At 32.0% G+C, this 25,793-nt stretch carries 29 protein-coding genes and 1 riboswitch; of the genes, 2 read left to right on the forward strand and 27 right to left on the reverse strand.

The window, feature by feature from the left end; translation table 11 throughout:
* Positions 1–145: 145 nt before the first annotated feature.
* From RSD37_RS08710 to RSD37_RS08740, 7 genes are all read right to left on the reverse strand, one after another.
* Positions 146–1,918: an aminopeptidase P family protein gene (locus RSD37_RS08710; RefSeq protein ID WP_346946335.1), complete on the reverse strand. Its 1,773-nt coding sequence runs from the start codon at positions 1,916–1,918 to the stop codon at positions 146–148.
* Between the two features lie 24 nt (positions 1,919–1,942).
* Positions 1,943–2,797, reverse strand: a complete 855-nt coding sequence (locus RSD37_RS08715; protein ID WP_346946336.1) for a DegV family protein — start codon at positions 2,795–2,797, stop codon at positions 1,943–1,945.
* A gap of 294 nt (positions 2,798–3,091) precedes the next feature.
* Complete coding sequence (cobS, locus tag RSD37_RS08720; RefSeq protein WP_346946337.1) at positions 3,092–3,907, reverse strand: adenosylcobinamide-GDP ribazoletransferase; 816 nt, start codon at positions 3,905–3,907, stop codon at positions 3,092–3,094.
* Between the two features lie 11 nt (positions 3,908–3,918).
* Positions 3,919–4,470, reverse strand: coding sequence for a bifunctional adenosylcobinamide kinase/adenosylcobinamide-phosphate guanylyltransferase (gene cobU / locus RSD37_RS08725; protein ID WP_346946338.1), 552 nt, complete (start codon positions 4,468–4,470; stop codon positions 3,919–3,921).
* Positions 4,471–4,528: 58 nt separating this feature from the next.
* A complete protein-coding gene (gene cobC, locus RSD37_RS08730; RefSeq protein WP_346946339.1) occupies positions 4,529–5,113 on the reverse strand; it encodes an alpha-ribazole phosphatase in 585 nt (194 codons plus the stop codon).
* Between the two features lie 22 nt (positions 5,114–5,135).
* Positions 5,136–6,212, reverse strand: coding sequence for a nicotinate-nucleotide--dimethylbenzimidazole phosphoribosyltransferase (gene cobT, locus RSD37_RS08735; RefSeq protein ID WP_346946340.1), 1,077 nt, complete (start codon positions 6,210–6,212; stop codon positions 5,136–5,138).
* A 422-nt stretch (positions 6,213–6,634) separates the two neighbouring features.
* Positions 6,635–6,808: riboswitch (cobalamin riboswitch) on the reverse strand.
* A 113-nt stretch (positions 6,809–6,921) separates the two neighbouring features.
* Positions 6,922–8,028 (reverse strand): peptidase S41, encoded by a 1,107-nt coding sequence (locus tag RSD37_RS08740; RefSeq protein ID WP_346946341.1) that lies wholly within the window; start codon positions 8,026–8,028, stop codon positions 6,922–6,924.
* 388 nt (positions 8,029–8,416) lie between these two features.
* On the opposite strand from RSD37_RS08740, the gene RSD37_RS08745 reads away from it, so the two are divergent.
* Entirely contained in the window at positions 8,417–9,313 is an 897-nt protein-coding gene (locus tag RSD37_RS08745) for a DMT family transporter (RefSeq protein ID WP_346946404.1), read from the forward strand.
* A 127-nt stretch (positions 9,314–9,440) separates the two neighbouring features.
* Here the strand turns inward: RSD37_RS08745 and RSD37_RS08750 are convergent, their stop codons facing one another.
* The 19 genes from RSD37_RS08750 to RSD37_RS08840 all read right to left on the reverse strand — a co-directional run bounded on the left by RSD37_RS08750 (position 9,441) and on the right by RSD37_RS08840 (position 23,852).
* A complete protein-coding gene (locus tag RSD37_RS08750; RefSeq protein ID WP_346946342.1) occupies positions 9,441–9,908 on the reverse strand; it encodes a cupin domain-containing protein in 468 nt (155 codons plus the stop codon).
* A 2-nt stretch (positions 9,909–9,910) separates the two neighbouring features.
* Positions 9,911–11,005 (reverse strand): ethanolamine utilization protein EutH, encoded by a 1,095-nt coding sequence (gene eutH, locus RSD37_RS08755; RefSeq protein ID WP_346946343.1) that lies wholly within the window; start codon positions 11,003–11,005, stop codon positions 9,911–9,913.
* Positions 11,006–11,019: 14 nt separating this feature from the next.
* Positions 11,020–11,565, reverse strand: a complete 546-nt coding sequence (locus tag RSD37_RS08760; protein ID WP_346946344.1) for a BMC domain-containing protein — start codon at positions 11,563–11,565, stop codon at positions 11,020–11,022.
* Entirely contained in the window at positions 11,558–11,830 is a 273-nt protein-coding gene (locus RSD37_RS08765; RefSeq protein ID WP_346946345.1) for a EutN/CcmL family microcompartment protein, read from the reverse strand. Before RSD37_RS08765 ends, RSD37_RS08760 begins: the two co-directional genes overlap by 8 nt.
* 12 nt (positions 11,831–11,842) lie before the next feature.
* Positions 11,843–12,532 (reverse strand): TIGR02536 family ethanolamine utilization protein, encoded by a 690-nt coding sequence (locus RSD37_RS08770; protein WP_346946346.1) that lies wholly within the window; start codon positions 12,530–12,532, stop codon positions 11,843–11,845.
* Between the two features lie 92 nt (positions 12,533–12,624).
* Positions 12,625–13,263 (reverse strand): ethanolamine utilization phosphate acetyltransferase EutD, encoded by a 639-nt coding sequence (gene eutD, locus RSD37_RS08775; protein ID WP_346946347.1) that lies wholly within the window; start codon positions 13,261–13,263, stop codon positions 12,625–12,627.
* Positions 13,264–13,279: 16 nt separating this feature from the next.
* Positions 13,280–14,050: a cobalamin adenosyltransferase gene (locus tag RSD37_RS08780; protein ID WP_346946348.1), complete on the reverse strand. Its 771-nt coding sequence runs from the start codon at positions 14,048–14,050 to the stop codon at positions 13,280–13,282.
* A gap of 73 nt (positions 14,051–14,123) precedes the next feature.
* The gene (eutM, locus tag RSD37_RS08785; protein ID WP_346946349.1) at positions 14,124–14,414 is read right to left on the reverse strand and encodes an ethanolamine utilization microcompartment protein EutM; all 291 of its coding nucleotides are present in this window, start codon (positions 14,412–14,414) and stop codon (positions 14,124–14,126) included.
* 52 nt (positions 14,415–14,466) lie between these two features.
* Complete coding sequence (locus RSD37_RS08790; protein ID WP_346946350.1) at positions 14,467–15,939, reverse strand: acetaldehyde dehydrogenase (acetylating); 1,473 nt, start codon at positions 15,937–15,939, stop codon at positions 14,467–14,469.
* The gene (locus RSD37_RS08795; RefSeq protein WP_346946351.1) at positions 15,939–16,544 is read right to left on the reverse strand and encodes a BMC domain-containing protein; all 606 of its coding nucleotides are present in this window, start codon (positions 16,542–16,544) and stop codon (positions 15,939–15,941) included. The genes RSD37_RS08790 and RSD37_RS08795 overlap by 1 nt, the downstream gene beginning before the upstream one ends.
* 13 nt (positions 16,545–16,557) lie before the next feature.
* Positions 16,558–17,211: an ethanolamine utilization microcompartment protein EutL gene (gene eutL, locus RSD37_RS08800; RefSeq protein WP_346932330.1), complete on the reverse strand. Its 654-nt coding sequence runs from the start codon at positions 17,209–17,211 to the stop codon at positions 16,558–16,560.
* An 18-nt stretch (positions 17,212–17,229) separates the two neighbouring features.
* The gene (gene eutC, locus RSD37_RS08805; protein WP_346946352.1) at positions 17,230–18,117 is read right to left on the reverse strand and encodes an ethanolamine ammonia-lyase subunit EutC; all 888 of its coding nucleotides are present in this window, start codon (positions 18,115–18,117) and stop codon (positions 17,230–17,232) included.
* 13 nt (positions 18,118–18,130) lie between these two features.
* The gene (locus RSD37_RS08810) at positions 18,131–19,495 is read right to left on the reverse strand and encodes an ethanolamine ammonia-lyase subunit EutB (protein WP_346946353.1); all 1,365 of its coding nucleotides are present in this window, start codon (positions 19,493–19,495) and stop codon (positions 18,131–18,133) included.
* A gap of 17 nt (positions 19,496–19,512) precedes the next feature.
* On the reverse strand, positions 19,513–20,946 hold the full coding sequence (gene eutA / locus RSD37_RS08815) for an ethanolamine ammonia-lyase reactivating factor EutA (RefSeq protein ID WP_346946354.1): 1,434 nt from the start codon (positions 20,944–20,946) through the stop codon (positions 19,513–19,515).
* 129 nt (positions 20,947–21,075) lie between these two features.
* Positions 21,076–21,264 (reverse strand): hypothetical protein, encoded by a 189-nt coding sequence (locus RSD37_RS08820; protein WP_346946355.1) that lies wholly within the window; start codon positions 21,262–21,264, stop codon positions 21,076–21,078.
* The gene (locus RSD37_RS08825) at positions 21,236–21,628 is read right to left on the reverse strand and encodes a histidine kinase dimerization/phosphoacceptor domain -containing protein (protein ID WP_346946356.1); all 393 of its coding nucleotides are present in this window, start codon (positions 21,626–21,628) and stop codon (positions 21,236–21,238) included. Before RSD37_RS08825 ends, RSD37_RS08820 begins: the two co-directional genes overlap by 29 nt.
* Before the next feature lie 51 nt (positions 21,629–21,679).
* A complete protein-coding gene (locus RSD37_RS08830) occupies positions 21,680–22,111 on the reverse strand; it encodes a EutP/PduV family microcompartment system protein (RefSeq protein ID WP_346946357.1) in 432 nt (143 codons plus the stop codon).
* 8 nt (positions 22,112–22,119) lie between these two features.
* Complete coding sequence (locus RSD37_RS08835) at positions 22,120–22,467, reverse strand: BMC domain-containing protein (RefSeq protein WP_346946358.1); 348 nt, start codon at positions 22,465–22,467, stop codon at positions 22,120–22,122.
* A gap of 251 nt (positions 22,468–22,718) precedes the next feature.
* Positions 22,719–23,852 (reverse strand): 1-propanol dehydrogenase PduQ, encoded by a 1,134-nt coding sequence (locus tag RSD37_RS08840; protein WP_346946359.1) that lies wholly within the window; start codon positions 23,850–23,852, stop codon positions 22,719–22,721.
* An 803-nt stretch (positions 23,853–24,655) separates the two neighbouring features.
* Between RSD37_RS08840 and RSD37_RS08845 the strand changes: the two genes are divergently transcribed.
* Positions 24,656–24,895 carry a hypothetical protein gene (locus RSD37_RS08845; protein ID WP_346946360.1) on the forward strand — a complete coding sequence of 80 codons (240 nt, stop codon included), beginning with the start codon at positions 24,656–24,658 and terminating at the stop codon, positions 24,893–24,895.
* A gap of 86 nt (positions 24,896–24,981) precedes the next feature.
* On the opposite strand, the gene RSD37_RS08850 is transcribed toward RSD37_RS08845, so the two are convergent.
* Positions 24,982–25,734 (reverse strand): creatininase, encoded by a 753-nt coding sequence (locus RSD37_RS08850; RefSeq protein ID WP_346946361.1) that lies wholly within the window; start codon positions 25,732–25,734, stop codon positions 24,982–24,984.
* Positions 25,735–25,793 lie beyond the last annotated feature (59 nt).

Consider the following 25,793-nt stretch of genomic DNA (forward strand, 5'->3'; position numbering starts at 1 on the left):
ACAAATAATAATTATGTAAAAAAATAAGAAACCATAAATATCTTTTACGGTTTCTTACTACTCTATAAATATATTTTTAAAATAGTTATTGATAAAGGTTTTAACACGCCTTTAAACATAACCTTAATTAAAAATATTTGTTTATCTAAATTACTCTAGTTGCATTTTTGAGCCATTCACATTCCTGATTATTTAAGTAAGGACTTAATTTATTAAACACTTCACTATGATAACCATTTACCCACTGTTTCTCTTCTTCATTTAATAATGATACTTCAATGGCATCTAACTCATATGGGCAGAAGGTTAACTCTTTAAAGCATAGGAATTTACCAAATTCAGTTTCTTCATGTGGCTGAACAGCTATAAGATTTTCAATTCTTACACCATGCTTACCTGCTCTATAAATACCTGGCTCATTAGATAAAACCATACCTTCCTCTAAAGTTACAGGATTTAATTCTCTTCTTATTCCTTGTGGCCCTTCATGTACATTTAACAAGTAGCCTACCCCATGTCCTGTACCATGCTTATAATCAAGTCCTCTACTCCAAAGTGCTCTTCTTGCTAAGATATCAAGATTGCATCCGTAAGTTCCTTCTAAAAATATTGCATTACCAAGATTTAAGTGACCCTTAAGTACTAAAGTATAATCTATTTTCTCTTCCTCAGTTAAATCTCCAAGTGCTATGGTTCTAGTTATATCAGTAGTTCCATCTATATATTGAGCTCCTGAATCCACTAAGAATAATCCCTTAGCTTCTAGTTTTGAGTTTGTTTCTTCTGACGCTTTATAGTGAATTATAGCTCCATGAGGTCCATATCCTGCAATAGTATCAAAGCTTACATCTATAAAGTCAGTTCCCTCAGCTCTAAAGTTTCTTAATTTATCTGAAGCTGACATCTCTGTTATTTCTTCCTTATCAACACTTTCCTTAACCCATTTTATAAACTTAACTACAGCTACTCCATCTTTAATATGAGCAGCCTCTATATTTTTAAGTTCCACTAAATTTTTTCTTGCTTTTAAATCTGTAGTGATATTTCTTTTTTCCACTATTTTTACTGAAGAATCTATAGCTTCTTTAAGCCATACATTAGTTTTTGATGTGTCAAAAGTAATACTTCCGCCAACCTGCTTCAGCTCTCCTACAATCTCATTATATTCTTTTATTTTTATGCCATTTTTATTTAAGAAATTAGAAACTTCATCACTTACCTTTTCCTTATCTACGTATAAGGTGTAGCTATTATCACTAATTAGAAAATAACTTAGAAATACAGGATTGCAAGACACGTCGCCGCCCCTTAAGTTTAAAAGCCACGCTATATCGTCTAAGGACGCTAATAATAAGTTATTTACATGACATTTTTTCATTTCTTCTTTAACTAAAGCTAACTTTTCTTCTACAGTTTTTCCTGCATACTTATCCTCATGGATGAAGATTTTTGCCTTTGGCATTGCTGGTCTATCACTCCAAATTACTTCAAAAATATCTTCTTCAGGTTTTATTTTAATATCCTTTTCCACCAAAGCATCCTTTAGACCATTAAGTTCAGAAACAGTAAGAACTTTTCCATTAAAGCTCACAGTTCCACCTACTTTTACATTGTCTAAAATCCACTCTGTATAACTCTTAACCCCTGGTTCTCCCATACGCTCTAATATATATTCTGTACCCTTAATTTGCTCCGCTCCTTGTAAAAAATATCTTCCATCAGTCCACAAATGAGCCTCACTAGGAGTTATAACTACAGTTCCTGCTGAGCCAGTAAATCCTGAAATCCATTGTCTTACTCTAAAATATTCACTAACATACTCACTTCCATGATTATCTGAACTTGGAATAATAAATGCATCTATCTGTTTTTCCTTCATTACATTTCTTAAACTTTCAATTCTTGAGTTAATATTCAATTTAATCGCCCCTCACAATAAATTTTACTTTTTTGTATAGTATGCCACCCCAACAGTTTTAGGTCCAACATGACATCCAATAACTGGTCCGATACACTGTATTTCTGCATCAATATTTAAAACTGCCTTAACCTTACTAGCTAAAGCTTTACCTTCTTCTTCACAGTTAATGTGATGCACTATAAGTTCTCCTAGCTCATTGTTTTTTATATCTTCGACTACTTTATCTAAAATTTTCAAAATAGCCTTCTGTTTAGTTCTTACTTTATCAAATACCGAGGTTTTTCCATCTTCAACAGTAAGTATTGGTCTTATCTGAAGAAGTGCACCAAATAAAGCTGAAGCTCCGCCTATACGTCCGCCTTTTTTTAGATACTCTAAAGTATCTGGAACAAATAAAAATCTACTTCTTTTCATTAAATTCTTTGCGCCTTTAACTACCTCATCTATAGACATTTGTTCTTCTGCAAGTTTTGCAGCTTCAATGACTGCATATCCCATCTGCATACAATTAGATCTAGAATCTATAATTTCAATTTTTGCATCTGGATATTTTTCTATTATCATAGTCTTTACAATCTGATTACATGTAGAGTACGTACCACTCATATCAGAGGATATAAATATTCCTACTGCTTCATTGCCTTCTGATATAATTTTTTCAAATACACTATATAAATCCTCGATAGTTGGTTGAGATGATGTTGGTATGTTTTCTAGCTGTGATAACTTTTTATAAAAGTCATCATTATCTATTTCAACTTCTTTGTATCCCTCACCTTCCATAACTATCCCAAGTGAAACTACAGTAATATCATATTTTTCAATAAGTTTCTTAGGTATATAACTTGTGCTGTCTGTTACTATTTTTATACCCATATTTATACCTCCAAGTAATACTAATTTCTATTAAGTCAATTTTAATACATAAATAACATTATACTACTTCTTATTAAAAAAATTCACTAAAGTTTAACTGTTTATAAAAATGTATCATTAAACTATACAAATTTTTAAATAAAAGGAGCTGTTTCAAATTAAGTATGTTTTAAATCAGTGTTGAAATTGGACTTATATTATTACTCATAAGTTATCCAAAATATTAAAATCCAATTTCAATATTTTTATAAAACATAGTTAAATCATATATTTGAAACATGACCTTAGCATATCTTAAAAAATATTACTACTAATTAGAATAAATAACATAAGCTCTACAAGTTCATTATTTGCACCTAATGTATCTCCCGATTGTCCGCCTATTCTACTGTTACAGAAAGAGTTAAATAGCATAGATACTATAAGTCCTCCTGCTAAAAGTATTAATACAGCCCCTACTCCAAAGAACAAATTCCCAATAAGTATAGTTAAAGCTAGTGCTCCTGTAAAATACATAACATTTGTATTTCCAATATATAAGTTTCCTGTTCCCTCTTTCTTAGCACTTTTACCTATTAAAGATATAAATACTGTAAATAATCTACTAATCATAGGAATTACTATTATCATATATCCCATGGATTTCACTCCGATATAATAAATTCCTAGAGCTTTTATAGCTATATCAATAATAACTGCAATAACCCCAAAAGATCCTACTCTACTATCCTTCATGATTTCAATAATTCGTTCTCTACTTCTAAAAGAGAAAAATCCATCACAGGTATCTCCAAGTCCATCCATATGAAGTCCCCCTGTAATCATTATTCCTACAAGTACTGTAATTATTGCTGCCATAGGTAATGGCATCCATAAAGAAGTTATATAAAATGCTCCATACTCAATTGCTCCTAAAATTGCTCCTACTACTGGAAAATATAAAGTAGCTTTTTTAAAATTCTCTTTTTCACAAGCAAGTGATATATTAACAGGTATTCTAGTTATAAATTGAAATAATAACAAGAAATTATTAAAAATTATCTTTTCTTTATCTATTGCACCTATAAGCATTATCGCAGTTATAGCTACAATTTCTACACCCTTAACCATAAATTATTCTCCTATCCTTTTATTCTTAACCCTTGACCACAACATACTAAATATACTTCATCACAAGTATTTGCCACATGTTGATTTATAAACCCTTGGATATCTCTAAATATCCTCGATAATCTATTTTCTGGCACTATACCCCATCCAATTTCATTAGTAATTAGTACAACCTCTTTGTCAAGTTCTCTGCACTTTTCTAAAAATAATGTAAACTGTTCTTTTATGCTCTTACATATCTCATCAACTTTCTTATCACTAATATTGTCGTAATCCATTTCTATATCGAACATTAAATTAGTAGTCATTATAGTAACGCAATCTAAAAATATATGTTTTTCATTGTAATTCTCTATTTGTAAATGTAAATCCTTATAACTTTCTAAAGTTCCCCATTTTTGATTTCTACTATCTTGATGTTTTTTTATTCTATGCCTCATCTCTTCATCTGTAACTATAGCTGTCGCAATGTATAATACATCATCTATGCCTTTAAATATATTCTCACCAAAGGTACTTTTTCCACTTCTACATCCACCGGTGACTAAAGTTAATTTACTCATAATTCTTCCTCCTTTGACTTTTCTTAATTTCTAGATGTTTTATTGGCATAAAAGCCTATTATTCCACAGGACTTATGCTATTAATATAAAAATATCCATGTTCTAAGCTGATTACTGATACATCTGCATTGTTAGAAGCAAATCTCCAATAGGTATCAAGATTTTCATCTAGAATATAAGAATATATTGCTCTTATAATTCCTCCATGGGTACATATTAGAATATTGTCACTTTCTTCTTCCTTTATATCCTCCATGAAACTCCTTACTCTAAGATACACCATTCGAAATCTTTCACCATTTTCCGGGCAATAATCCTTCCAATCCAATGTCCACTTATCATATTCTTCCTTGAATTCTATCTGTAACTCACTAAAAGTTTTCCCCTCAAATACTCCAAAATCTCTCTCATTTATCCTAGGATCTATTATAATATTATTTCCTTTATATATGTTTTTAAGAGTTTCCTTAGCCCTCTTTTTCTCACTACAAAATACCTTAGTAAACTCTATATCTTTTAATTTATTGCCTAAAGCTTCGGCCTGTCCTCTACCTTTTTCTGTAAGGTCACAATCTATACTTCCATAATAGGTTTTCTTAACATTTTCTTCTGTTTCGCCATGTCTAACTATATATATTTTCAAAAATTACATTCATCTCCTTAAATTAATTTTCTTGTCTTATATCCACATAGTCCTCAATGTCTATTCCAGCCTCATTAAAAGAATCCATATTATTCATTGTAAAAATAGCACTTTCCATTATTCCAAAAGCAATAGGACATCCGCTACCTTCTCCTAGTCTCATTCCTAAACTAAACATAGGTTCAAGTCCTAAGCTTTTCATAGCATACTCCGCTCCTGGTTCTGCTGATAAATGCGATGCAAACATATAGCTACACACCTTAAGATTTAACTCCTTAGCACAAATTGCAGCAGCAGAAGATATAAGCCCATCTATTACTACTGGAATTTTATATATAGCACCACCTAAAAATACGCCACAAAGTCCAGCTATATCAAAGCCTCCTACCTTGCTTAGTACATCTATAACATCACTTTTGTCAGGCTTGTTCACTTCTATAGCTTTCTTAACCATGGCCTTTTTATGTGTTAATCCATCATCTGTTAATCCTGATCCCTTTCCTACTATTATTCCACTATCAATACCTGAAAAAACACTTATAATTGCAGCGGATGTAGCAGTATTCCCTACTCCCATTTCTCCCGTTCCAATTAAATCATAGCCTTGCTCTTTAAGATCTTTTACAATATCAATTCCAATTCTTATAGCTTTAATAGCTTCCTCTCTAGTCATGGCAGGACCCTTAGTCATATTACTTGTACCATATCTTATTTTTCTATTTATTATCTTAGAATTTTTAAAATCTTTGTCTACCCCAATATCTACCACTGTAATATCACTATTGTAGTATTTGCTTAAGTTACATACACCTGTAGTTCCCTTTGTGAAATTTTCTGTCACAGTAGCCGTTACCTCTCTTGGACAAGAAGAAACGCCCTCAGCTTGTATCCCATTATCACTACACATTATAACTATAGTTTTCTTGTTAATATCTCTTATATATGATCCCTTAATACCACTAAGACGTACTACTGTCTCCTCTAGTACACCAAGACTTCCTATAGGCTTGCTTAAGTTATCTATATAATTTTTCGAACTTTTTATAGCTTTCTTATCTAACACTTCAATACTTTCTATTAATTCTCTTAATTTTTCCAATGTTATCACCTCATATAAAATTTTGAAAATAGACTTTGTTTTAAATAACTGTTGGTTACGACATTATACTTAGATAATATTAATGTCATTTTTAACACTCTAATAAAACATATCTAAAATTTATAATTACTACTTTATTTAATATTCATCTTAGCACTCTATCATGTTACTAAAATAAAAGTTATAACGGAAACTCCTTCTCTCTTTGTTCGAATGAGTAACTTCCACTTACCAAATGTAAGATTTTTTCCCTCACTTTTGAAACTCATTCTCCCTTTGTTCGAATGAGTAACTTCCACTAACCAAATATAAACTTTAGAATGTCAATTAAAATGCCCTTATCCTAGGGATAAGGGCATAAATACAGACTATCAAAAATAAATTAATTTAAAATATCCTGCCTAAAGCTTCCCTCCGAAGTTCTAACTTGCAAAGTCTTAGGCAGGTCTCCTGACTCACGGCTTATCCTTATCATTCCTTCCCAGCTTTTATGCCAGTGGTGTTATGACTTGTATCCGTACACAGTAGCGGGGGCTGTAGTGGATTTTAACCACTTTCCCTATTAAACTTAAAGTACCTTAAAACTATTATTCAACTACTTTAGATTATATACTACTGATATAACTTATTCAACAATCTTTATGGATTACACAATAGAATCATTAAAAGCTCTTTTTATTTAATCAATTCAATTAATCCCTTAGTCTATTTAATTCATTAATGTATAATCATCTATTCTTTCCTCGATAATTTTATCTGGATACAATGCCATAACATTATCATCTTCTATTAATTTATAGAATCTCGTTGAATAACTCACCATAAATTTACTATTAGGTAATGTAAATCTTAATATTTCTCCATAGCAATTAGGTTTTCCCCCTGATGGCTCTCCAACTATAAATCCATTAGTCTCCCATTTAAATCTATAGGCATTTAATAGTGCTGATGAAAATGTCTCTCTTCCTATTATTACGGTTAAATTCTCTTTTATATTAATGACCTTACTAGATTTTATAAATTCTATAAGTGGATTAATTAAATCTGAATCGCCACCAAGATTGTTTCTTAAATCTATGGTTGCCTTAGTTATATTTTTATGTTCTATGAATTTTATAGTTTCATCTATTTTCTCCTTTATAGAGATATCTCCCTGTTCTCTACATGAATTATATTTTATATACATAATCCCATCATCTTCAAGAAACTTCCACCAATAATTTTCATTTGGTCTTCGTGCATATATTGGAATATTATTATTTTCTATATACTCTAAATCTGAAGAGGTTACGGTTAAAACTTCAACCTCTTTGTCTTCTACTGTTATTTTTATTTTATCCATATCATCACATGTTAATAATCCATATAAAACCTCTGCTGCTTGTAAATACTTAACACTCTGTGCTTTTAAAAAATACTGATTTTCATAGGAAATCATCTTAGATAATTCCTGTAACACATGATTTATATTTGTATCTTCAATTTTATTAACTTTTTTATATAGTAAGTCCTCATATCCTTTTGTTACACCTATTATATAAATTCCATCACTAAAGTAATAAAACTTAAGAGGCAAATATTTATTAATTGGGAAAGCTATAGCTGTGTGTGCATCCCTCACAGATGAAACAACTTTACTTAATTCAACTTTCATTTCATCATAATCTAGTGTATTTATCTTGAGTTTCAGCTCTTTTATATTGTTCTCAAATTCCTCTCTACTTACATTAAAGAATAAATTTTTATGCCTTTCTATTAAATTATCCCTTAAATAATCTATATCCTCATTCCATTTTAATTCCCACTGATTTTTCATATAAAAGTCCTCATATTTTTCATATATTTTTTATATTAATTCATTCATTTTGCATTTTCGTATTATCTTTCCTATTAAATTATATATATTTAATCTATATATCTCTAATTTATCATGATATTCCTTGAAAATCTAATAGAACATGAACATTCTCAAATAGGATTAATTTCTAGCCTTACTCATTCATACTAATATATTAAACTAATCCTATGTTACTTAAATTAATCTACCAATTTACGATATATCATTTAAATTCTTATTGCCCTTGCAAAACTTCTAAAATTATGGATAATTATAATTGATAAATATTATCATATAATTTAAAATTTCTACTTAAAATTATATAAAAATAGTAGGCTATTAGATTTAATAAACCTATAAATTTTAGATTGGAGTAAACCCTATGAGTAACAGAAATAAAGGAATATTATTTATTATTTTATCAGCATTTGGCTTTGCCATGATGTCTGCCTTTGTAAAACTTTCAGGAGACTTGCCTTCTCTACAAAAAACTTTCTTTAGAAATTTAATCTCCTTCATCATTGCCTTCGGAATGATTATATATCATAAAGAAAGTTTCTTTGGAAAAAGAGAAAACCAAAAGCTTCTTCTTACAAGATCCATCTTTGGTACACTTGGAGTAATTTTAAACTTTTATGCCATTGATCATTTGATTCTTTCAGATGCAAATATGTTAAACAAGTTAAGTCCCTTCTTCGTTATACTTTTCTCGGCTATTTTCTTGAAAGAGACATTAAAAACAAAGCATGTAGCTATCATAGGTATCGCATTTTTAGGCGCTCTACTTATAATAAAACCAGCCTTTAGCTTAGATGTAATTCCGTATCTAATAGGTTTCATCTCAGCTATATTTGCAGCAGCTGCCTATACCTGCATAAGAGCCATAGGTAGAAACGAAAAGTATTATACCATTGTATTTTATTTTTCCTGCTTCTCAGTGATAACAATTTTTCCACTAATGCTAATTGTTTATACTCCAATGACGGGGATTCAACTCCTTTATCTAATACTTGCTGGTGTATTTGCAACCATTGGACAATTTTCAATTACTTTAGCATATAAGTTTGCCCCTGCAAAGGAAATTTCTATATTTGACTACTCAAATATAATCTTCTCTGCAATCATAAGTATGATTATATTTAATCAAGTACCAGATATATGGAGTGCCCTAGGCTATGTAGTTATATTCTCAGCTTCACTTTATATGTTTATGTATAATAAAAATTTAGATAAATTAAATATGCTTGAAAATAATGCTAAATAAATAAAATTTTTATCATTTTCATTTTCATTTCACATTTCTTCCACTTTAAAATTTATTCTCTATTAAATTTACAATAGCCATACTTAGTTAACAAAACTAAGTATGGCTATTGATTAATGTTTAAATTTTAACCTTGAGAAGCCCAATCCGCTGGATATGTTACATATAAAAATCTAGCGTAGTTTGGAACTGAAAACTTAATTGTACTTCCTCTTGGTATGAAAATTATTTCTCCTGCATCTGCTGAAACTAATCTTCCATCAATTATAATATCTAAATGTCCTTCTATAACATAGTCAATTTCATCATAGTTTAAAGTCCAGTCAAAAGTTGTCTCTTTCATTTCCATCATTCCACAACCAAGTCTTTCACTTTCTTGAACTGTGAATATGTCTTTTGTGTAAACTACATCAGTAGGACATCCTGTATCCAATCTATTTGACTCATCTACCCTAACAGTAGGAAGTTTTACAGAAGTAATTCCACTGATATCTTTATTTCTTACAAAATCTACTGAATCTTTAGCACCACCAATTTTCTCTTCAATGATCTGTCTTACTAATTTCTCCAACAAGCTTTTATCAATGTTTTCCATAATTATTTAGCCCCCTCTTTTTTAGCCACATTGTTTGCTATGAATATAGCAACTAATACCGCTGTTATTCCTGCAACCAATTTACCAACTATCATAGGTAATATCATTTCTGAATTAAATCCAGCTGTGAAACCTAAGTGATCTCCAAATACGAAAGCTGCAGATACTGCAAATGCAACATTTATTATTTTACCTCTGTCATCCATATCTTTCATCATTCCAAACATTGGGATACTGTTTGCAAGAGTTGCAACCATACCTGCTGCTGAAATGTCGTTCATTTTTAGAAGTTTACCTAATCCCATTAATGGCTTATTAAATACTTTAGTTATTACATAAACTAGGGGGAATGCTCCAGCTAAAACTATAGCTATTTCTCCAACTGTTGTAATTCCTTCTTCGATTGGGTTCATTCCTGGAATTAAAGCGATTCCTGTTAAAGCTTCGATAACAGCAGCTGCAAGAGCTAATGTTATAAGGATTACTACACCTTTACCGAATACAGTAAATCCTTTTATTACTGCTTTTTCAAACTTCCAAAGTCCCAATGCTATAAGAAGTGCAAATATAACTATTGGAATTAAGTTTTTAAGAACCATCATAACTGGGAATCCAGCTACAAGTCCTCCAACAAAAGATCCAACTGGAATTGTGATAATACCAGCAAGTACTCCCATTGCTAAGAATTTTTGATCTTCTTTATTTATTATTCCAAGCGCAACTGGAATTGTGAATACTATAGTAACACCCATCATAGAACCTACTATTAATCCCCCAAATAAGCCAGCTTGTGGATCCACTGCAAGAGCTTGTGAAAGTGATGCTCCACCCATGTCGTTTGCAAGTAGTGTACCACCAAACATACCTGGATCTGCTCCTAAGAAGTTAAACGCAGGTACTACTATTGGTTCTAATATATTTGCAAGTACTGGTGCAAGACAGATAACCCCTATCATTGCAAGTGCAAGAGACCCCATTGCCATGAAACCTTCTTCGAACTTTTCACCAAGTCCAAATTTGTTACCTAAACATTTATCTATAGCTCCAAGTGCCATAAACACAACCATTATATATACGATAATATCATTAATTTTCATTGTTTCATCTCCCCTTAATTTAAATATTTAATTATAAGTTCATCTGGTGAAGGTATTATTGATACATTTACAATACGTTTCTCCTCTACTGCTTCTTTAGCAACAGACATGCCATATTCTACATCACTAAGACCACCAGAAATGATATAAACAATTTTACCGCTTATTCCTGATGCTATTTGTAGTTTTACAAGGTTTAGGTTAGCTCCCTTTAAGGTTCTATCTAAAGCCTTAAGTCCACTACTCACAGTATTAGTCTCCATTATTCCAATAGCACCATTTACCTTGCTTACAAACCTATTTTTTAAAGCTTGTATTATGTTAACATGGGCTGAATTTATTATACAACTATCTAAGACATGCCCCTGACCTGAAATTATTCCATGGTCAAGGGTTGTTTTTATAGCTCCTTCATCCCCAGCTAAAATTACAAGAAACCGTCCTGGACATATGTTCCTAAACTGTAGTATTTCTACCTCAGCTTTCTTAACCATTTCATCAGCAACAGCAATTCCTCTACTGATACTTTTAAATTCGATAACACCGATGCTGCTACTCATCATCAACCTCAATTGAATCAATTATACCAATTATAGTTGCATCTACTGGCACATTTCTTTCACCTAAGGAAATTCTAGCCGAACTTCCCTTGGTTATTAGAACATTATCACCTACACCTGCACCTACACTATCAGCTGCAACAAAAAATCCTTCTTCTTCCACATCTTTATCTTTAAGTAATCTTACGATTAAAAACTTCTGTCCACTTAGCTTTTCATCTTTCCTTGTAGCCCACAGCCTGCCAACAACTCTACCTATAACCATATTAATCCTCCGTTAAATTCTATTAACCTTCAGATTATGAATTCTTATAAAGTCATTAGCTAATGGAGTAACTATACTTTTCTTATCTATTACAACCGACTTCATTCCATTCATAAAAGGCTTTCTAAGATCTGCTTCACTAATAAGTTTTTTATTTCTAATCTCAAAAATCATATCATCTTCCTTAAAGTCCTCTACAATGGATGAAGTATAAGATCCTAGTACATTACCACTCTCTTTTTTTATTGAACTTTTATTTTCAAGATTATCAAGAAGTTCAACTGTGTCAATTCCGTAAACTTTTAGTTGCTTTTGGAAATCTAAATACTTATTATACAGTGATTTAGGAGCAGTATTTTTGTACCTTCTATATTCAAGTCCACTCTCTAGCACATAAACTTTTTTACCTTGCATTAACATTTTTATAATGAAGTTTTCTTCATCTTTGGTAGCTGTTAATGTTGCTAGATTTGCCATAGATTTTATAGAAATTGTAGATACTATAACAACGTCACAGTCTACTGTTTCTTCAGTGTATGGAGTTAGTTTGTACTCAGCCTCCATAGTAGCTATAGTAATCGGATCTAAAGCCTTTTCCCCAATTACTATAGCAGTTTTATTCTTAGTTTCTTTTTTAGTTGCTTCTTCTAATTTTTTATAAACCTCTTTTACAATTAAGTCTACAAGTTCATCATACTTCATTTAAATATCCCCCTCTTCGAGGCCTAATTAACTATCATCTAAAGGGTATGTATATACTTATTAAAGTATTAAATCTAGTTGCTTCTTAATATTTAATTACAAGTTGATTTAAGTATTCTACATAGTGTTCCTTTAGCAAATCCACAAGCATTAGCCTCATCATAGTCTATATGCATAAATGTTTTAAAGTCTGGGCTTACTCTTATAACAACATCATCAAATATTAATGGTCTATTGCCATAAATTTTTGCTTGTATGATCTCTTGATCTTTTACACCAAACTTTTCTGCATCTTTAGGAGTTATATGTATATGTCTCTTTGCAACAATTACTCCCTTATCTAAAGTAATAGAAGATCTCTCTGTAGAAATTGTTATTCCTGGAGTGTTTTCTATTTTTCCACTTTCTTTAACTGGTGCTTTAATTCCAAGTGATGTAGCATCAGTTGAGGAAACCTCAATTTGAGTTGCTTTTCTAGCTGGTCCAAGAACAATTACATTCTTAATTGAACCTTTAGGTCCTATTACTGTAACTCTCTCTTTACATGCATATTGTCCTGGTTGTGATAAATCTTTAATTTTATTAAGTTCATAACCACTTCCAAACAATATGTCTATATGCTCTTTACATAGGTGAATGTGTCTTCCAGAGGCTTCAACTTCTATAAAAGCTTCTTTTTTAACCCTCTTTATTACTTCATCTATTATCTCTTCTACTAAAAGATTATTCATATTTCACCCTCCTAATCTAACTGTATTTTCCTGTTCTATACTTAAATATCATTATCCAAAACAATGATGATAGTCTATTTAATGATTTAATTATATCTGGTCGTTGAACCTCTCCATATTCACCTTTAAATGCAGTATAAGCCAAAAGTTCTGTTTCTCTTATAGACGTTCTACAAGAATTTAAAGCCACAACAGCCTCTCCCATGGAAAACTCTACAGGTTCATGACCTATACTGTAATATTTTTTAGGATAGTGAGATTTTTCTCTTAATTCTTCTGGGGTCATCCCTAAAAGTTTAAACTCTCCAACGTCCTCCTTAAGTACTTCACATCTAAGTATCCATCTTACAAAAGTTAATATCTCTTGAAGATCTTCAGTTAGCTTTGTAGAACCTAATCTATGAGTAATTATTTGAGTTTCAAGTATTTTAGATTCTAGAGAATCTAATTTGCCTCTAAGCGCAATTATCTTATGATCCTTAAATACCAATAAATTTCCGTATAGGTGTGTCATATGCTCAGGTTTTTCATTTAGTTCAGCACCAAATACAGTTATATATTTAATTTTTTCTTCATTGGTTTGTGTCTTTTTAGGCACTTCTTTTTTCACTTCTTTTACTGCTTCATCTAAAGAATCTACATACTCTAAATTAATGTTATTTTCACTTAAAAAAGATTTTGCAGATGGGGTAACTATTTCACCCTTTAAAACTTTAAATTCAGTAAATTCTCTGAAGTTTTTCCCCTTTAACTGTCTTCTAACTTCACTTTCAGTTAATACTGACATAACTTCACACCCCTTATAAGATGTAAGAGCTATACTGCACTATGCAGTACAGCTCACTACTACCAAATCTAAATTATAATACTTCTTTTGTTTTTGGTAGAATTGCATCTACTTCAAAATGTGGTCTTGGAATTACGTGAACAGATACTAATTCTCCAACTCTTTCTGCTGCTGCTGCTCCTGCATCTGTAGCTGCTTTAACTGCTCCAACGTCTCCTCTTACAAGTACAGTTACAAGTCCGCCTCCAACTTGCTCTTTTCCTACCAATTGTACGTTAGCAGCTTTAACCATTGCATCTGCTGCCTCTATTGCTGCTACTAACCCTTTAGTTTCAATCATTCCTAATGCATTTGCGTTTGCCATAATAATTTCCTCCTTAAATTTAGCCATTCTTATTTTTTATTATTTGGGTTTGTTATCTTAATTCACTTATTATTTTCTTAACAAGTAAGTTAACAAGCTCTTCTGTGTCAGAAGATGACATAGAGCAATTTGCATTGCTACTAGTGCTTCCACCTCTGAAATGTTCTATTTCTCTCACTCCGTAAGCCACCTTTTTAATATTTAAAAGATTAAGTGGTCCTACGTTATCGGATGTTGCACTTCCACCAATTGCTCCACAACCTAATGTTAAAGCTGGTATGATATTAAGAGATGCTCCGATTCCACCAAGGGTACTTGGAGTATTTACTGGCATTCTTGATACTGGCATGCTAATTGCAAATCTTTTTACTAACTCTCTATCTTCACAATGCATTGAAAATGTGTGTCCAGCACCTTCATTAAGAAGAATTGCTCTACATTTAGCTTCAACAGCTTCTACATTTTTCTCAACATAGAATCCTAAGATTGGAGCTAATTTTTCTCTTGAATATGGAATATTATGTCCTACTTCCATTTCTTCACCAATAAGTACTCTTGCTGAAGAAGGTACATTAGTTAAGTTTGCAAGTTTTGCAATTGTTTCTACACTTTTACCAACAATTTGTGGATTCATGCTTCCATTGGCTCTCATTATAAATTTACCAAGTTGTTTTGCTTCTTCTGGATTTAAGAAATAAGCTCCTTGCTTTTTAAGTTCTGCAACAACTTTATCTTTAATACATTCTTCAATAACTATTGATTGTTCAGAAGCACAAATTGTTCCGTTATCAAAAGTCTTAGAATCCATAATCCTCTTAACTGCAAGTGCTAAATTTGCACTCTTGTCTATGAATGCTGGACCATTTCCTGGACCAACTCCTAAAGCTGGTGTTCCTGAAGAATATGCTGCTTTAACCATTGGTGTACCACCAGTTGCAAGTATCATAGCTGTATCTTTATTTTTCATTAATTCATCTGTAGCTTGTAGTGTTGGGATAGTTATGCATCCTATAGCACCTTCTGGACATCCAGCTTTAATTGCAGCTTCATTAAGAATTTCAACTGTTTCCAATATACATTTCTTAGCATTTGGATGTGGAGAGAATACTATTGTGTTTCCACACTTTAAAGATATAAGAGCTTTGTACATAGTTGTTGAGGTTGGGTTTGTTGAAGGAATTAATCCTGCAATAACTCCCATTGGAACAGCAACGTCCATGACTTTTGTCTCCTCATTTTCTGCAATTATTCCTACTGTTTTTATATCTTTAATGTAATCATATATATAAGTTGAACCAAATATGTTCTTGATTACTTTATCTTGCCAAATTCCAAATCCTGTTTCTTCAACTGCCATTTTTGCTAATCTCTCAGCATTTGTAGCTGCCGCTTCAGCCATAGCCTTAATTATTTTATCTATTTCTACTTGAGATTTTTGTGCTAATTTAACTTGAGCCGCTTTAGCTGTTTTCATAAGGTTTCTAACCTCTTGTATCGATGCTAAATCTTTATCTATAAGTTCCATTATTTTTCACCCGCTTTGTTATATTCTAATATTGTTTTAACCAGTACATCTTTCTTCGCAAACTTAATTTGCTTATTAGTCATGTTCGGAATCTCTAGACTTCTAACTAATCTTCTTAATTCTTCAACTTTCATAGAGTTATAATCTATCTCACCCTTAGACTCTTCAATATTTATTTTGTTTGCTTTAGTTTCTGGTTTGTTTTGTACAATAATTTCTTCTTTGGTTTTCGTCGCTTGTACTGGTGACTCTGTCTTTTCATTAGAATCCGTATTAATCTCTTTTTCACTCTTAGATGATAAAGATTTAGAGATTTCCTCTTTTGTTTCAGATTTCTTTTCAAAGAACAATTCTTGAACTTGAGCATCAACTCTTGGTATTACATGAGCTGTTCTAAATGTTCCAAGTTTTTCAACGGAAGCCTGAGCTGCATCTACTGCAGCCTTTACAGCTCCTACATCTCCAGTTATTTTAATTGTGGTAATACCACCCTTTATTTTTTCTAGTCCAATCAAGGTAACATTTGCAGCCTTTAGAGCAGAATCTGCAGCTTCTACTGCTGCCACGTATCCTCTTACTTCTACTAGACCTAGTGCTTTACTCATCTAAAGCCTTAACCTAAAAATTTACCGGTTGTTGAGCAACTGATTTAACAGCTTCTGCAAAAGCGTCACATGCTGCCTTACATGCTGATTGACTACCTGTAAGTAATCCACCACCATAGTTTGTTTCTGTTGGAGGTCCAAAGAATTCTTTAAGCTCTACATCTGCTGCCTTCATCGCTGCATCTAATCCGTAGATAGCTTCAAGTGGTGGTGCTACAAGGTAAGCTAATGCTTCTCCTTCTTTAACTCCAGCTACTTTAGAAAGGTAAGTTCCTGTTCTTGAAACACAGTGTGCATAGTATGCTATTGAGTTATCATCGTTAGCACTTACGAAGTGTGATCCATTTTCCATGAAGTCAATAGCTGCATTTAATCCACTTCTAACTTCTGCTGGACTTGGTCCAGCTATTATTCCGATAACTTCACCAGCAAGTTTTGTAGATGCATTTGCAGCACCTGCATACATTGATCTTGCATATACAACATCAACTTCTGCTGACTTAGTAGCTTCATCAAGTGCAGTGTAAGTTACATCATCACTATCAGCAGTTATTAATCCTAAACTTTTGTGGTGAGGTTGTAATTCTAGTTTCTTAACTAGTTCTGGGCTTACATTTGAAATTATTTTAACACTTAATACCGTTGGACGTAATGCTTCATTAATCACAATAAATTCCCCCTAAAATTATATTTTTAAATTTATTCCAGATGCTTTCTTATCAAGCATAGTTTTGATAAGCTCAGCTATGTGTGCTCCAGCTTCAACTGCTGTAGTACCACCCTTGTGGATGTTTGATATAACTGTTCTATTTGCTTCTGGCATATTTGCTGTTGGTTTGTATGCTATGTAAGCACTCATTGATTCAGCTGTAACTAGACCTGGTCTTTCTCCTACTAGCATGCAAACAACTTCTGCTCCTGTTGCATCACCAACTGCATCCATAGCCCCAACTCTGGCATGTTTAATAAATAATATATCTCCAATTTCAATACCATACATTTTTAAACCTTGTTTAATTGAAGGAATTGAATCTTTAAGATTTGCTTCGATTGCAGCTGAACTTAGTCCATCTCCAACTATTAATAACACTTTGTTACCTGAGAATTTATCTTTTATGAATTTAGTAGTTTCTTCATCAAATCTTCTTCCTAGGTCTGGACGAGTAAGGTAGTGATCCTTATCTGTACACATTGTATTTACTTCTATAAGATTGTTTGCTTTTATGAAGTCCTCAGATACATAAGAGAATACTGAGTCTTGTGCTGCAGCATGGTCCGCTCTAACTCTTAATTGAGTTATAGTGTTATATCTTGTACCTGCTCTTCCAATACCTATTCTTGCTGGAGTTCTCTCCTTCATTTTTAGGTACCCTTCTCTATTATGTGGATTCTTAACTAAAAGCTGCTTTTTTAGATCAATTTCTGTTATATCTGGAATGCATCCATTCACATCTACTACAGTGTTATTGCTAACTTTACTTGCTATTTCATTTACTAATTCAGTAGTTCCTGTTTTCCCTACCATTTCGCTTAATAATTTTTCAACCATTGATTTTAATTCTTGTTCATTCATTAGTAGTACCCCCTTATCCTAAGAATATTGAAGCGTCTCCAGCTTTGCTGGTTAACTTACCATTGTTGACTATATCCATTTTTTCCATCCACTCTTCGAAAGCTTTTATAGGTCTTAATCCCAATAACTCTCTTATAGTAGCTGTTTCATGATGTCCTGTTGTTTGATAGTTAAGCATAACGTCATCTCCATGAGGTATTGCCATGAAGTATGTACATCCAGCTGTAGCAAGTAATACTGCTAAATTTTCTATATCATTTTGATCAGCCTTCATATGGTTTGTATAACAAACGTCACATCCCATTGGAAGTCCTGAAAGTTTACCCATGAAGTGGTCCTCAAGTCCTGCTCTAGTAACTTGTTTTCCATCATATAAATACTCAGGTCCTATAAATCCAACAACTGTATTTACTAGGAATGGATCAAATCTCTTAGCAAATCCATAACATCTAGCTTCCATTGTTACTTGGTCTGCACCATGGTGTGCATCTGAAGAAAGCTCTGAACCTTGACCTGTCTCAAAGTACATTACGTTTGGACCTGTAGCTGTTCCTTGTTTAAGTGCAAGTTGTCTTGCTTCTTCTATTGTTGCTGCATTAAATCCAAATGCTGAGTTTCCTTTTTCAGAACCAGCGATTGATTGGAATATAAGATCTGCTGGTGCACCTTTTCTTATAGCTTCCATTTGTGTAGTTACGTGCGCAAGTACACAAGTTTGAGTTGGGATTTCCCACTTTTGTTTGAAATCTTCAAATCTCTTTAATATTTTCATTACACTCTCTACAGAGTCGTCAACTGGATTTAATCCAAGTACAGCATCTCCCATACCATAGCTTAATCCTTCCATTAATGAAGCAAGTACTCCATCTGGATCATCTGTTGGGTGGTTTGGTTGTAATCTAACTGATAATGTTCCTGGCTCTCCTATTGTTGTGTTACAGTGAGCTATAACCTTTATTTTCTTAGCAGCACATATTAAATCTAAGTTAGACATAATTTTTGTAACTGCAGCTACTATTTCTGATGTTATTCCTCTTGAAACTCTTCTTATATCTGATCCTGTAGTCTTATCATCTAATAACCACTCTCTGAATTCAGCTACAGTCCAGTTCTTAACTTCTGCATATATTTTTTCATTTACATCATCTTGAATTATTCTTGTAACCTCATCCATTTCATAAGGTACTGCTGGACTATTTCTTAAGTCACCTAGCGTAAGGTTAGAAAGTACAACCTTTGCTGCAACCCTCTCTTCTGCTGATTGTGCTGCAAGTCCTGCTAGCTCATCTCCTGATTTTTTCTCATTGGCTTTTGCCATAACTTCCATGACTGTATTAAACTGGTACACTTTTCCAAATAATTTAGTTTTTAAAATCATGATAATCCTCCTCTCGGTTAATTAAATACTAATGTTTTTATAACTACAGGTAATACTTTACCCTCTGCTACTGGTTTACCTATATCTATATAATCTCCATTTTCAACCTTGATTCCATCGATACATACTATATCTTTTTCAAAATTAAAAATAGAGTAAATAGCCTGACCTAAGACCTTTGCCATATCATTTTCAACAATTATAATAAGATCAAGATTCCTATCTATTAGTTCCTTCATGCCACCTACAAGACCTTTTGCAGTATCTTGTATATCCATGAAAGAAGGGTTCTTTTTCCCATTTAAAGCTACTGCAATACTTTGCAACTCATTTTCATACTTAAACCAATCTAATTTATCTACTATAGCTTTTTGAAGTCCTTCTGATCCTTTATTTTCATCATCAACACTAAGCTTTAAAATAGGTAAATTTTTTATTGGAAATTTGTCATGAGTGTAAGTAATAGTACTACCACTAATATCCATAGTATGAGAACCTGCCCCAACTACTGTAGCTCTTATAGTTTCAAGAGATCTTACTACATTAAGTTTTCTACATAATTCAGAGTTTTTAATTGCATCTCCCAGAAGTATACCTATGTCTCCATACTTAAAGTAATCATCAATAGATTCTTCATTGTAAACATAATCTGCTACCCCTCCAGAGAATGAAATACATTTAATCTCTTCCTTAAGTTCGATATTCTTATTTGTAATAATCATGTCTAAAGTAGGTGTTTGTTTCCTTATCCCTACACTTTCCTCTAAAACCTTCACCATTTCAGTAATAACCGGTGTTAGCATTTCACGAGTCGCTTTATATCCAACACTTATATTAAAGTTGTTATCATCTATAATTTTCTGTATCTTTGGTGCAATATATACTATATTATTTGTATCTTTATCAAGTTTTATAAGTCTACCACCAATATCCAAGCACCCAGTTTCTTTAAGGTCACCTCTATTAAACACTGCTAAATTAGTTGTTCCTCCACCGATGTCTAGGTTTACAACTACTGTAGAATGCTCTTCTGAATAAGTGTGAGCACCTGCACCCTTCGCTGCTATTATACTTTCCAAATCCGGGCCTGCCGTTGCCACAACAAAATCTCCAGCAAATCCGCTTAAAGTATGAATCACCTCATTAGCATTCTGCTTTCTAGCAGTTTCTCCAGTAATAATTACTGCACCGGTTTGAATATCAGCTTTATTAATTCCTGATTTTTTATACTCTAATGCAACTATATCCTTTACTTTTTCAGCATCAATCTCAGTCATTGATTTAAGCGGTGTAAAGTAAACATCACTTCTGTAAATTACTTGTTTATCTACTATTGAAATCCTTGGCACTGAAAAACTTGAAGCAGTATTTTCTATTATTAACTTTGAAAATACTAACTGTGTAGTACTTGTTCCTATATCAATCCCAACACTTAGAAGTTCTTCTCTCATAATTTCACCTCCCAATATAAAAAGACTCAAAGTTACAAATATAAACTCAGCATAAAATGCATGAATTTATATTTTTTATAAACTTAAGCCTCTTTGCTTAAGTCAAACTACATCAGTGTAGCCTTCAATCTATTGATTTTTTATTATAAATTTAAACTTAACTTCTGTCCCTGCTTTACTTGAAGTTATATTTATATGTCCATTTAATTTATCAGAAACATAATTTTTAACTATCGATATCCCTATGTTAGATATTTTATTTATAGAAGTATCAAAACCAACTCCATTGTCAGGCACTGATATTTTTCTTATGAACATTTGAGAAACATCTTTTTCCATTATCTGCTATTGCATTTATAACCTTCATAATTTTCACTTCAGCCCTTATATCCTTAGATAAAAGTTCATGAGTTGCAGCAATTGCAAGAATACTATTTACACTATCTTGAAGTGTTATCTTCGCTTCCTTACTATTACATCTTCTCCCTTGAATTCTTAAAAGTGAAGCTACAGTTTGTAAATTATTCTTTATAATTTCTAAAATTTTATTTATACTACTAAAATCCATGTCATCCAAAGCTAAATCATCATAATGCATACCTTCTAAATCTTGATTATATCCTCTGCCAATGTAAATTGTACTTGCTTTAATTCCATCCAGTATTGGCATTTGTATATCCATTCTAATAATGGTTTCATCGTCGACTATTATAATGTTCTTATTGCCCTTTATTTATGAACTTAAATATTCACTTAACTCTTCTATTCCAGTTCCCTCTAAAGTATTAACTTCAAAAATTTTTGAAACCCCAGCTTCATGTAACCATTCTCTAGCTATTTCGATTTTATCATTACTTGAAGCAATATCTATCTTTGTTATTATCCCTATAGTGTCCTTAGCAAACATACTGCTAAAACCTGGTGGTATATACGATTCTTCAGCGGTACAATCACATACTAATGCAATTCTATCTGCATCTACTGAAGTTACTATCAAAGCTTTATAATAGAATCTATTTTCTAAGTACTCCCCTGGTGTATCTATTGATTCATCATATATTTCCACAGATTGCGTCTTTTTATACTTCAAATCAAGATCCTGAAGTTTTTGACAAAGAGTAGTTTTTCCACTTCCTGTTTTCCCAATGAAAATTACCTTTTTCATATTTCCTCCTAAGTTTTTGTAATCTTAGTAGATGCAAACTGCAATAATCCTTCTAGTACAATTATTACTTCATTTAATGCAGATTCAACCGAACTTACATCTCCAGTTATAACAAGTGATCCACTAAATCTATCTACAAATCCTAATGTTATACCCGCAGCCTTTGTAGCTACGTCAGCTGCTATTATAGTTCCCTCACTAGGAGTTATCGTTAAAATTCCAATAGCATCTTTTTTCTCTACAACAAGCCCTAACTTTTTATAAAGTTCTTCACTTGGATTTGCTATTATATGTGCAAGGGTTACCTGTTTACCCGGTACAAATTCTTGTATAATTCTTTGTTTATCCTCACTCATATGCTCACCTTACTTTCATATCTATATTTATAATTTAAATTTTACATTTTGTTATAAAACATTATTTTTAGTATCACCTGTGTTTACTCAACTATTCTTAATATATTAATATATTTTCATAAAAAAATTATAAAAGCTCCTTGAAAATATAAAAATATCTTCAAGGAGCATCTTTTCTCGAATTGTTACACTACTTTGTGTATACAAAGATTACATATTTAAACATTTACTCTGTCAACTAATTTCATTGATTATTCTTTAATTTTTCCGATAATTTCAATAACATCAAGAGATGTTACTATCTTCGGATTAGTCGCAGTGCATGCATCTAAAAGTGCAAGGGTTGCAATATCTTCTTTTAACGCACTTAAGTCCTCCATTGAAACACCACAAGCTTTCAGTGTTGTAGGCATTTTCATATCCTTTTGAAGTTTCTTAATTTCATTTATAAGGCTTCTAACCCCTGCTCTTGCATTTCCACATGGTAGTCCTAATAACTTAGATATATTCGCATATTTTTCTGCAGCTCTGGAGAAATCATTATTTTCATAACCAACGATATCAGCATTAAACTCTACTATATATGGAAGTAATATTGCGTTAGTTCTTCCATGAGGCACATGAAACTTCCCACCTAATACATGAGCTATACCATGATTTAATCCTAATGAAGCTGCATTGAAAGCTATCCCAGCAAGACATGATGCGTTATGCATTTTTTCTCTAGCTTCTAGATTTCCCCCATCTTTATATGCAGGTATTAGATATTTAAATGCAAGTACTATTGCTTTTTCTGCAAGAGCATCCGAAAAATCCGAAGCATCCGTAGATACATAGGCTTCAAGTGCATGAGTAATTACATCCATTCCTGTATCAGCAGTTATTCCAGCTGGAACACTTTTTACTAGTTCTGGATCAAGTATTGCTACATTTGGAAGCAAATCATCTGATACCAATGGATATTTTATACCCTTAGATTTATCTGTAATTACCGCAAAAGATGTAACCTCTGAACCAGTACCGCTTGTTGTTGGAATTGCAATAAACTGCATATCTTTAACTGATGTAATCTTCTTAGAAAAGTCCATAATAGCCTTAGCTGCATCTATAGCAGAGCCTCCACCTAAAGCTATCAATATTTCTGGTTTAGCCTTTTGAAGCGCTTCAATCCCTTGGACTATAGTTTCGATTGGCGGATCTGGAACTATATCACTAAATATAGTTATATCGGCATTTTTTAACCTATCGGTAATGTTTTTAATCATATCTGACTTAACCATGAAAGAATCCGTAACCACAAAAACCTTTTTATTGCCTACTTCGTCTAATCTCCCTAAAGCTCCTTGCCCAAAATAAATTTGGGTTTTCATTTTAAAATTATTCATCATAAACTCCTTTCAATTCTATAGTATTTAAATTAATCAAACTATTTATACAGCAAGTTTAATTAAAAATAAATTCTTTACTAAATTTACTTTATAAATAATCGAGTAGAATATATATAAAAAACACTTTACAATAGGTGGAAATTTTGAAGCCTTGCTATAGGCCAATAAATTTATAACGAAGTTTTGCATTATGAAAAATACTAAATTACTATTTTTAATTTTTTAAAAAACAAATAACTTAATCACTTCAAATGAATACAAAGAAGCACATAGCTTAGGAAAGTCATTTTCGAATACTATTCATTTTATTTGCTCTGGGCTACGCAAATTAATTCCAGCTGAAATTGATGATTTTTATGTAGTTTCTGTTCGTCAGACCATAGTTTTACCGCCGACTTCCTTCTGATTCCACGTCACCGTGGACACCCTTGTCTTAAGATATGCACTTGGCACTATCAACCCACGCTCGGGACTTTCTACAAAAATAAAAGTCAATAAAATTTATAATCTAAATATTATCCACTATACAAATTACTATTACAACTGTTATGGTATTAATGTAAATATATGTACTTTGAGTAAATATGATGGTAATATATTCAATAAGTAAACTTTTACTTAGAATAAAAAATTTATACTACTATTGGCCTATTAACAAACTATTGTTAATAAATATTACGTCTCTATTAAGCCGTAACTTTAAGGATGTTAAAAATGAATAATGATGAAATTAAAGTTCAAACCGAAGTCATGCTTATGAAATTAAGCAACCACGTTTTATCCCACTAACAGAAGATGATTTGAATAGTGTAGCATCCCTTAACATTTATGATTTAAAAAAGTTAAATGGTATAGAACATCTGAATTCTCTCAACAATATTTCCTTTAATGATGAACATTTTATTGTTGATTATAAGCCTCTTCTAAATTGTAAAAGCTTAAAGACAATTACTTTATATAATCCTATCAATGCTAATGACGAACTTATAAATGCAGCTAAGGTCAATGGAATAGAAGTTGAAATCATGCCAATCCACTAATCTGTATACTAAAGTAAATTTGTATATAACAATTATATAAATAAAGAAGTGGCCTCATTATTAATGATTGCCACTTCTTTATTGCATTACTTACTAAATTCCCTATTAACAATTTCATTCATTTCATCTATTACTTCATTTACTATAAGTTCACCTTTTTCTGGGCTACTTGTTCTAGCAATTGAAAGTAATCCTGACTTTGGAACTATATCATCTGGAATAGGATAAACTTGATAGTTTGGAGCCTTGTCTATTTTTTCATCAACCAATCTATCCATATGTACAAGTTCTGGTTCAAATTTCATAATTAATGATGTTTCTGTTATCGCTGCATGTTCTAAAGCCCAACCTGGGAATGGTACTTCATCAAATATTTTATTTATAGTCTCATCTGAAACTAAGTCCCACCAACTCATAAGCACTATTTTTGCACTTATTTCTTTATCTCTACATATTAAATCTAAAGCCTCTGCAATAAACCCTTGATTTTCATAATGACTGTTCATTACTACTATCTTTTCTACCCCATCTCTTAGAAGCTCATTTATTATATCTTTGACTAACTCTACTAAAGTACTTCCATTTAGATCTATAGTTCCTGGAAATAATGGTCCTCCCCCACTAGCTGGTTGTGACTTATATCCGTAACTTATAGCTGGCATAACAATTCCATTAACTCTTTCAGCAAGTAACTCAGACATATTTTTAGATATTATGGTATCTGTATATAATGGCAAATGAGGCCCATGCTGTTCAACTGCCCCAATTGGAAGTATAACAACATCCTTAGATTTTCTTTCATTAAACTCATACCAAGTCATATTCTCCATTAAATTCATAAAGCCCTCCAAATTTCACACTAATTAATTTATATCATTATTTTATCTCCATATTTCAT

Source organism: Clostridium sp. (assembly GCF_036646415.1).
In the GTDB taxonomy this organism is placed as follows: Bacteria; Bacillota; Clostridia; order Clostridiales; family Clostridiaceae; genus Clostridium_J.

Excerpts from the sequence above, each read along its gene's own strand:
- eutC (WP_346946352.1), bottom strand. The coding sequence starts at position 18,117 with ATGAATGAACAAGAATTAAAATCAATGGTTGAAAAATTATTAAGCGAA.
- cobU (WP_346946338.1), bottom strand. The coding sequence starts at position 4,470 with ATGAGTAAATTAACTTTAGTCACCGGTGGATGTAGAAGTGGAAAAAGT.
- RSD37_RS08810 (WP_346946353.1), bottom strand. The coding sequence starts at position 19,495 with ATGATTTTAAAAACTAAATTATTTGGAAAAGTGTACCAGTTTAATACA.
- RSD37_RS08765 (WP_346946345.1), bottom strand. The coding sequence starts at position 11,830 with ATGGTTATAGGTAGAGTTGTTGGCAGGCTGTGGGCTACAAGGAAAGAT.
- RSD37_RS08760 (WP_346946344.1), bottom strand. The coding sequence starts at position 11,565 with ATGAGTAGCAGCATCGGTGTTATCGAATTTAAAAGTATCAGTAGAGGA.
- RSD37_RS08840 (WP_346946359.1), bottom strand. The coding sequence starts at position 23,852 with ATGAATAATTTTAAAATGAAAACCCAAATTTATTTTGGGCAAGGAGCT.
- RSD37_RS08740 (WP_346946341.1), bottom strand. The coding sequence starts at position 8,028 with ATGAAAAATCAGTGGGAATTAAAATGGAATGAGGATATAGATTATTTA.
- eutH (WP_346946343.1), bottom strand. The coding sequence starts at position 11,005 with ATGAAAATTAATGATATTATCGTATATATAATGGTTGTGTTTATGGCA.
- RSD37_RS08780 (WP_346946348.1), bottom strand. The coding sequence starts at position 14,050 with ATGTCAGTATTAACTGAAAGTGAAGTTAGAAGACAGTTAAAGGGGAAA.
- eutD (WP_346946347.1), bottom strand. The coding sequence starts at position 13,263 with ATGAATAATCTTTTAGTAGAAGAGATAATAGATGAAGTAATAAAGAGG.
- RSD37_RS08830 (WP_346946357.1), bottom strand. The coding sequence starts at position 22,111 with ATGAAAAAGGTAATTTTCATTGGGAAAACAGGAAGTGGAAAAACTACT.
- RSD37_RS08795 (WP_346946351.1), bottom strand. The coding sequence starts at position 16,544 with ATGAGTAAAGCACTAGGTCTAGTAGAAGTAAGAGGATACGTGGCAGCA.
- RSD37_RS08825 (WP_346946356.1), bottom strand. The coding sequence starts at position 21,628 with ATGGATATACAAATGCCAATACTGGATGGAATTAAAGCAAGTACAATT.
- RSD37_RS08750 (WP_346946342.1), bottom strand. The coding sequence starts at position 9,908 with ATGGAAAACATTGATAAAAGCTTGTTGGAGAAATTAGTAAGACAGATC.
- RSD37_RS08850 (WP_346946361.1), bottom strand. The coding sequence starts at position 25,734 with ATGAATTTAATGGAGAATATGACTTGGTATGAGTTTAATGAAAGAAAA.
- RSD37_RS08770 (WP_346946346.1), bottom strand. The coding sequence starts at position 12,532 with ATGAAGTATGATGAACTTGTAGACTTAATTGTAAAAGAGGTTTATAAA.
- eutA (WP_346946354.1), bottom strand. The coding sequence starts at position 20,946 with ATGAGAGAAGAACTTCTAAGTGTTGGGATTGATATAGGAACAAGTACT.
- eutM (WP_346946349.1), bottom strand. The coding sequence starts at position 14,414 with ATGGCAAACGCAAATGCATTAGGAATGATTGAAACTAAAGGGTTAGTA.
- RSD37_RS08835 (WP_346946358.1), bottom strand. The coding sequence starts at position 22,467 with ATGAGTGAGGATAAACAAAGAATTATACAAGAATTTGTACCGGGTAAA.
- RSD37_RS08790 (WP_346946350.1), bottom strand. The coding sequence starts at position 15,939 with ATGGAACTTATAGATAAAGATTTAGCATCGATACAAGAGGTTAGAAAC.
- cobS (WP_346946337.1), bottom strand. The coding sequence starts at position 3,907 with ATGGTTAAGGGTGTAGAAATTGTAGCTATAACTGCGATAATGCTTATA.
- RSD37_RS08820 (WP_346946355.1), bottom strand. The coding sequence starts at position 21,264 with ATGTTCATAAGAAAAATATCAGTGCCTGACAATGGAGTTGGTTTTGAT.
- RSD37_RS08715 (WP_346946336.1), bottom strand. The coding sequence starts at position 2,797 with ATGGGTATAAAAATAGTAACAGACAGCACAAGTTATATACCTAAGAAA.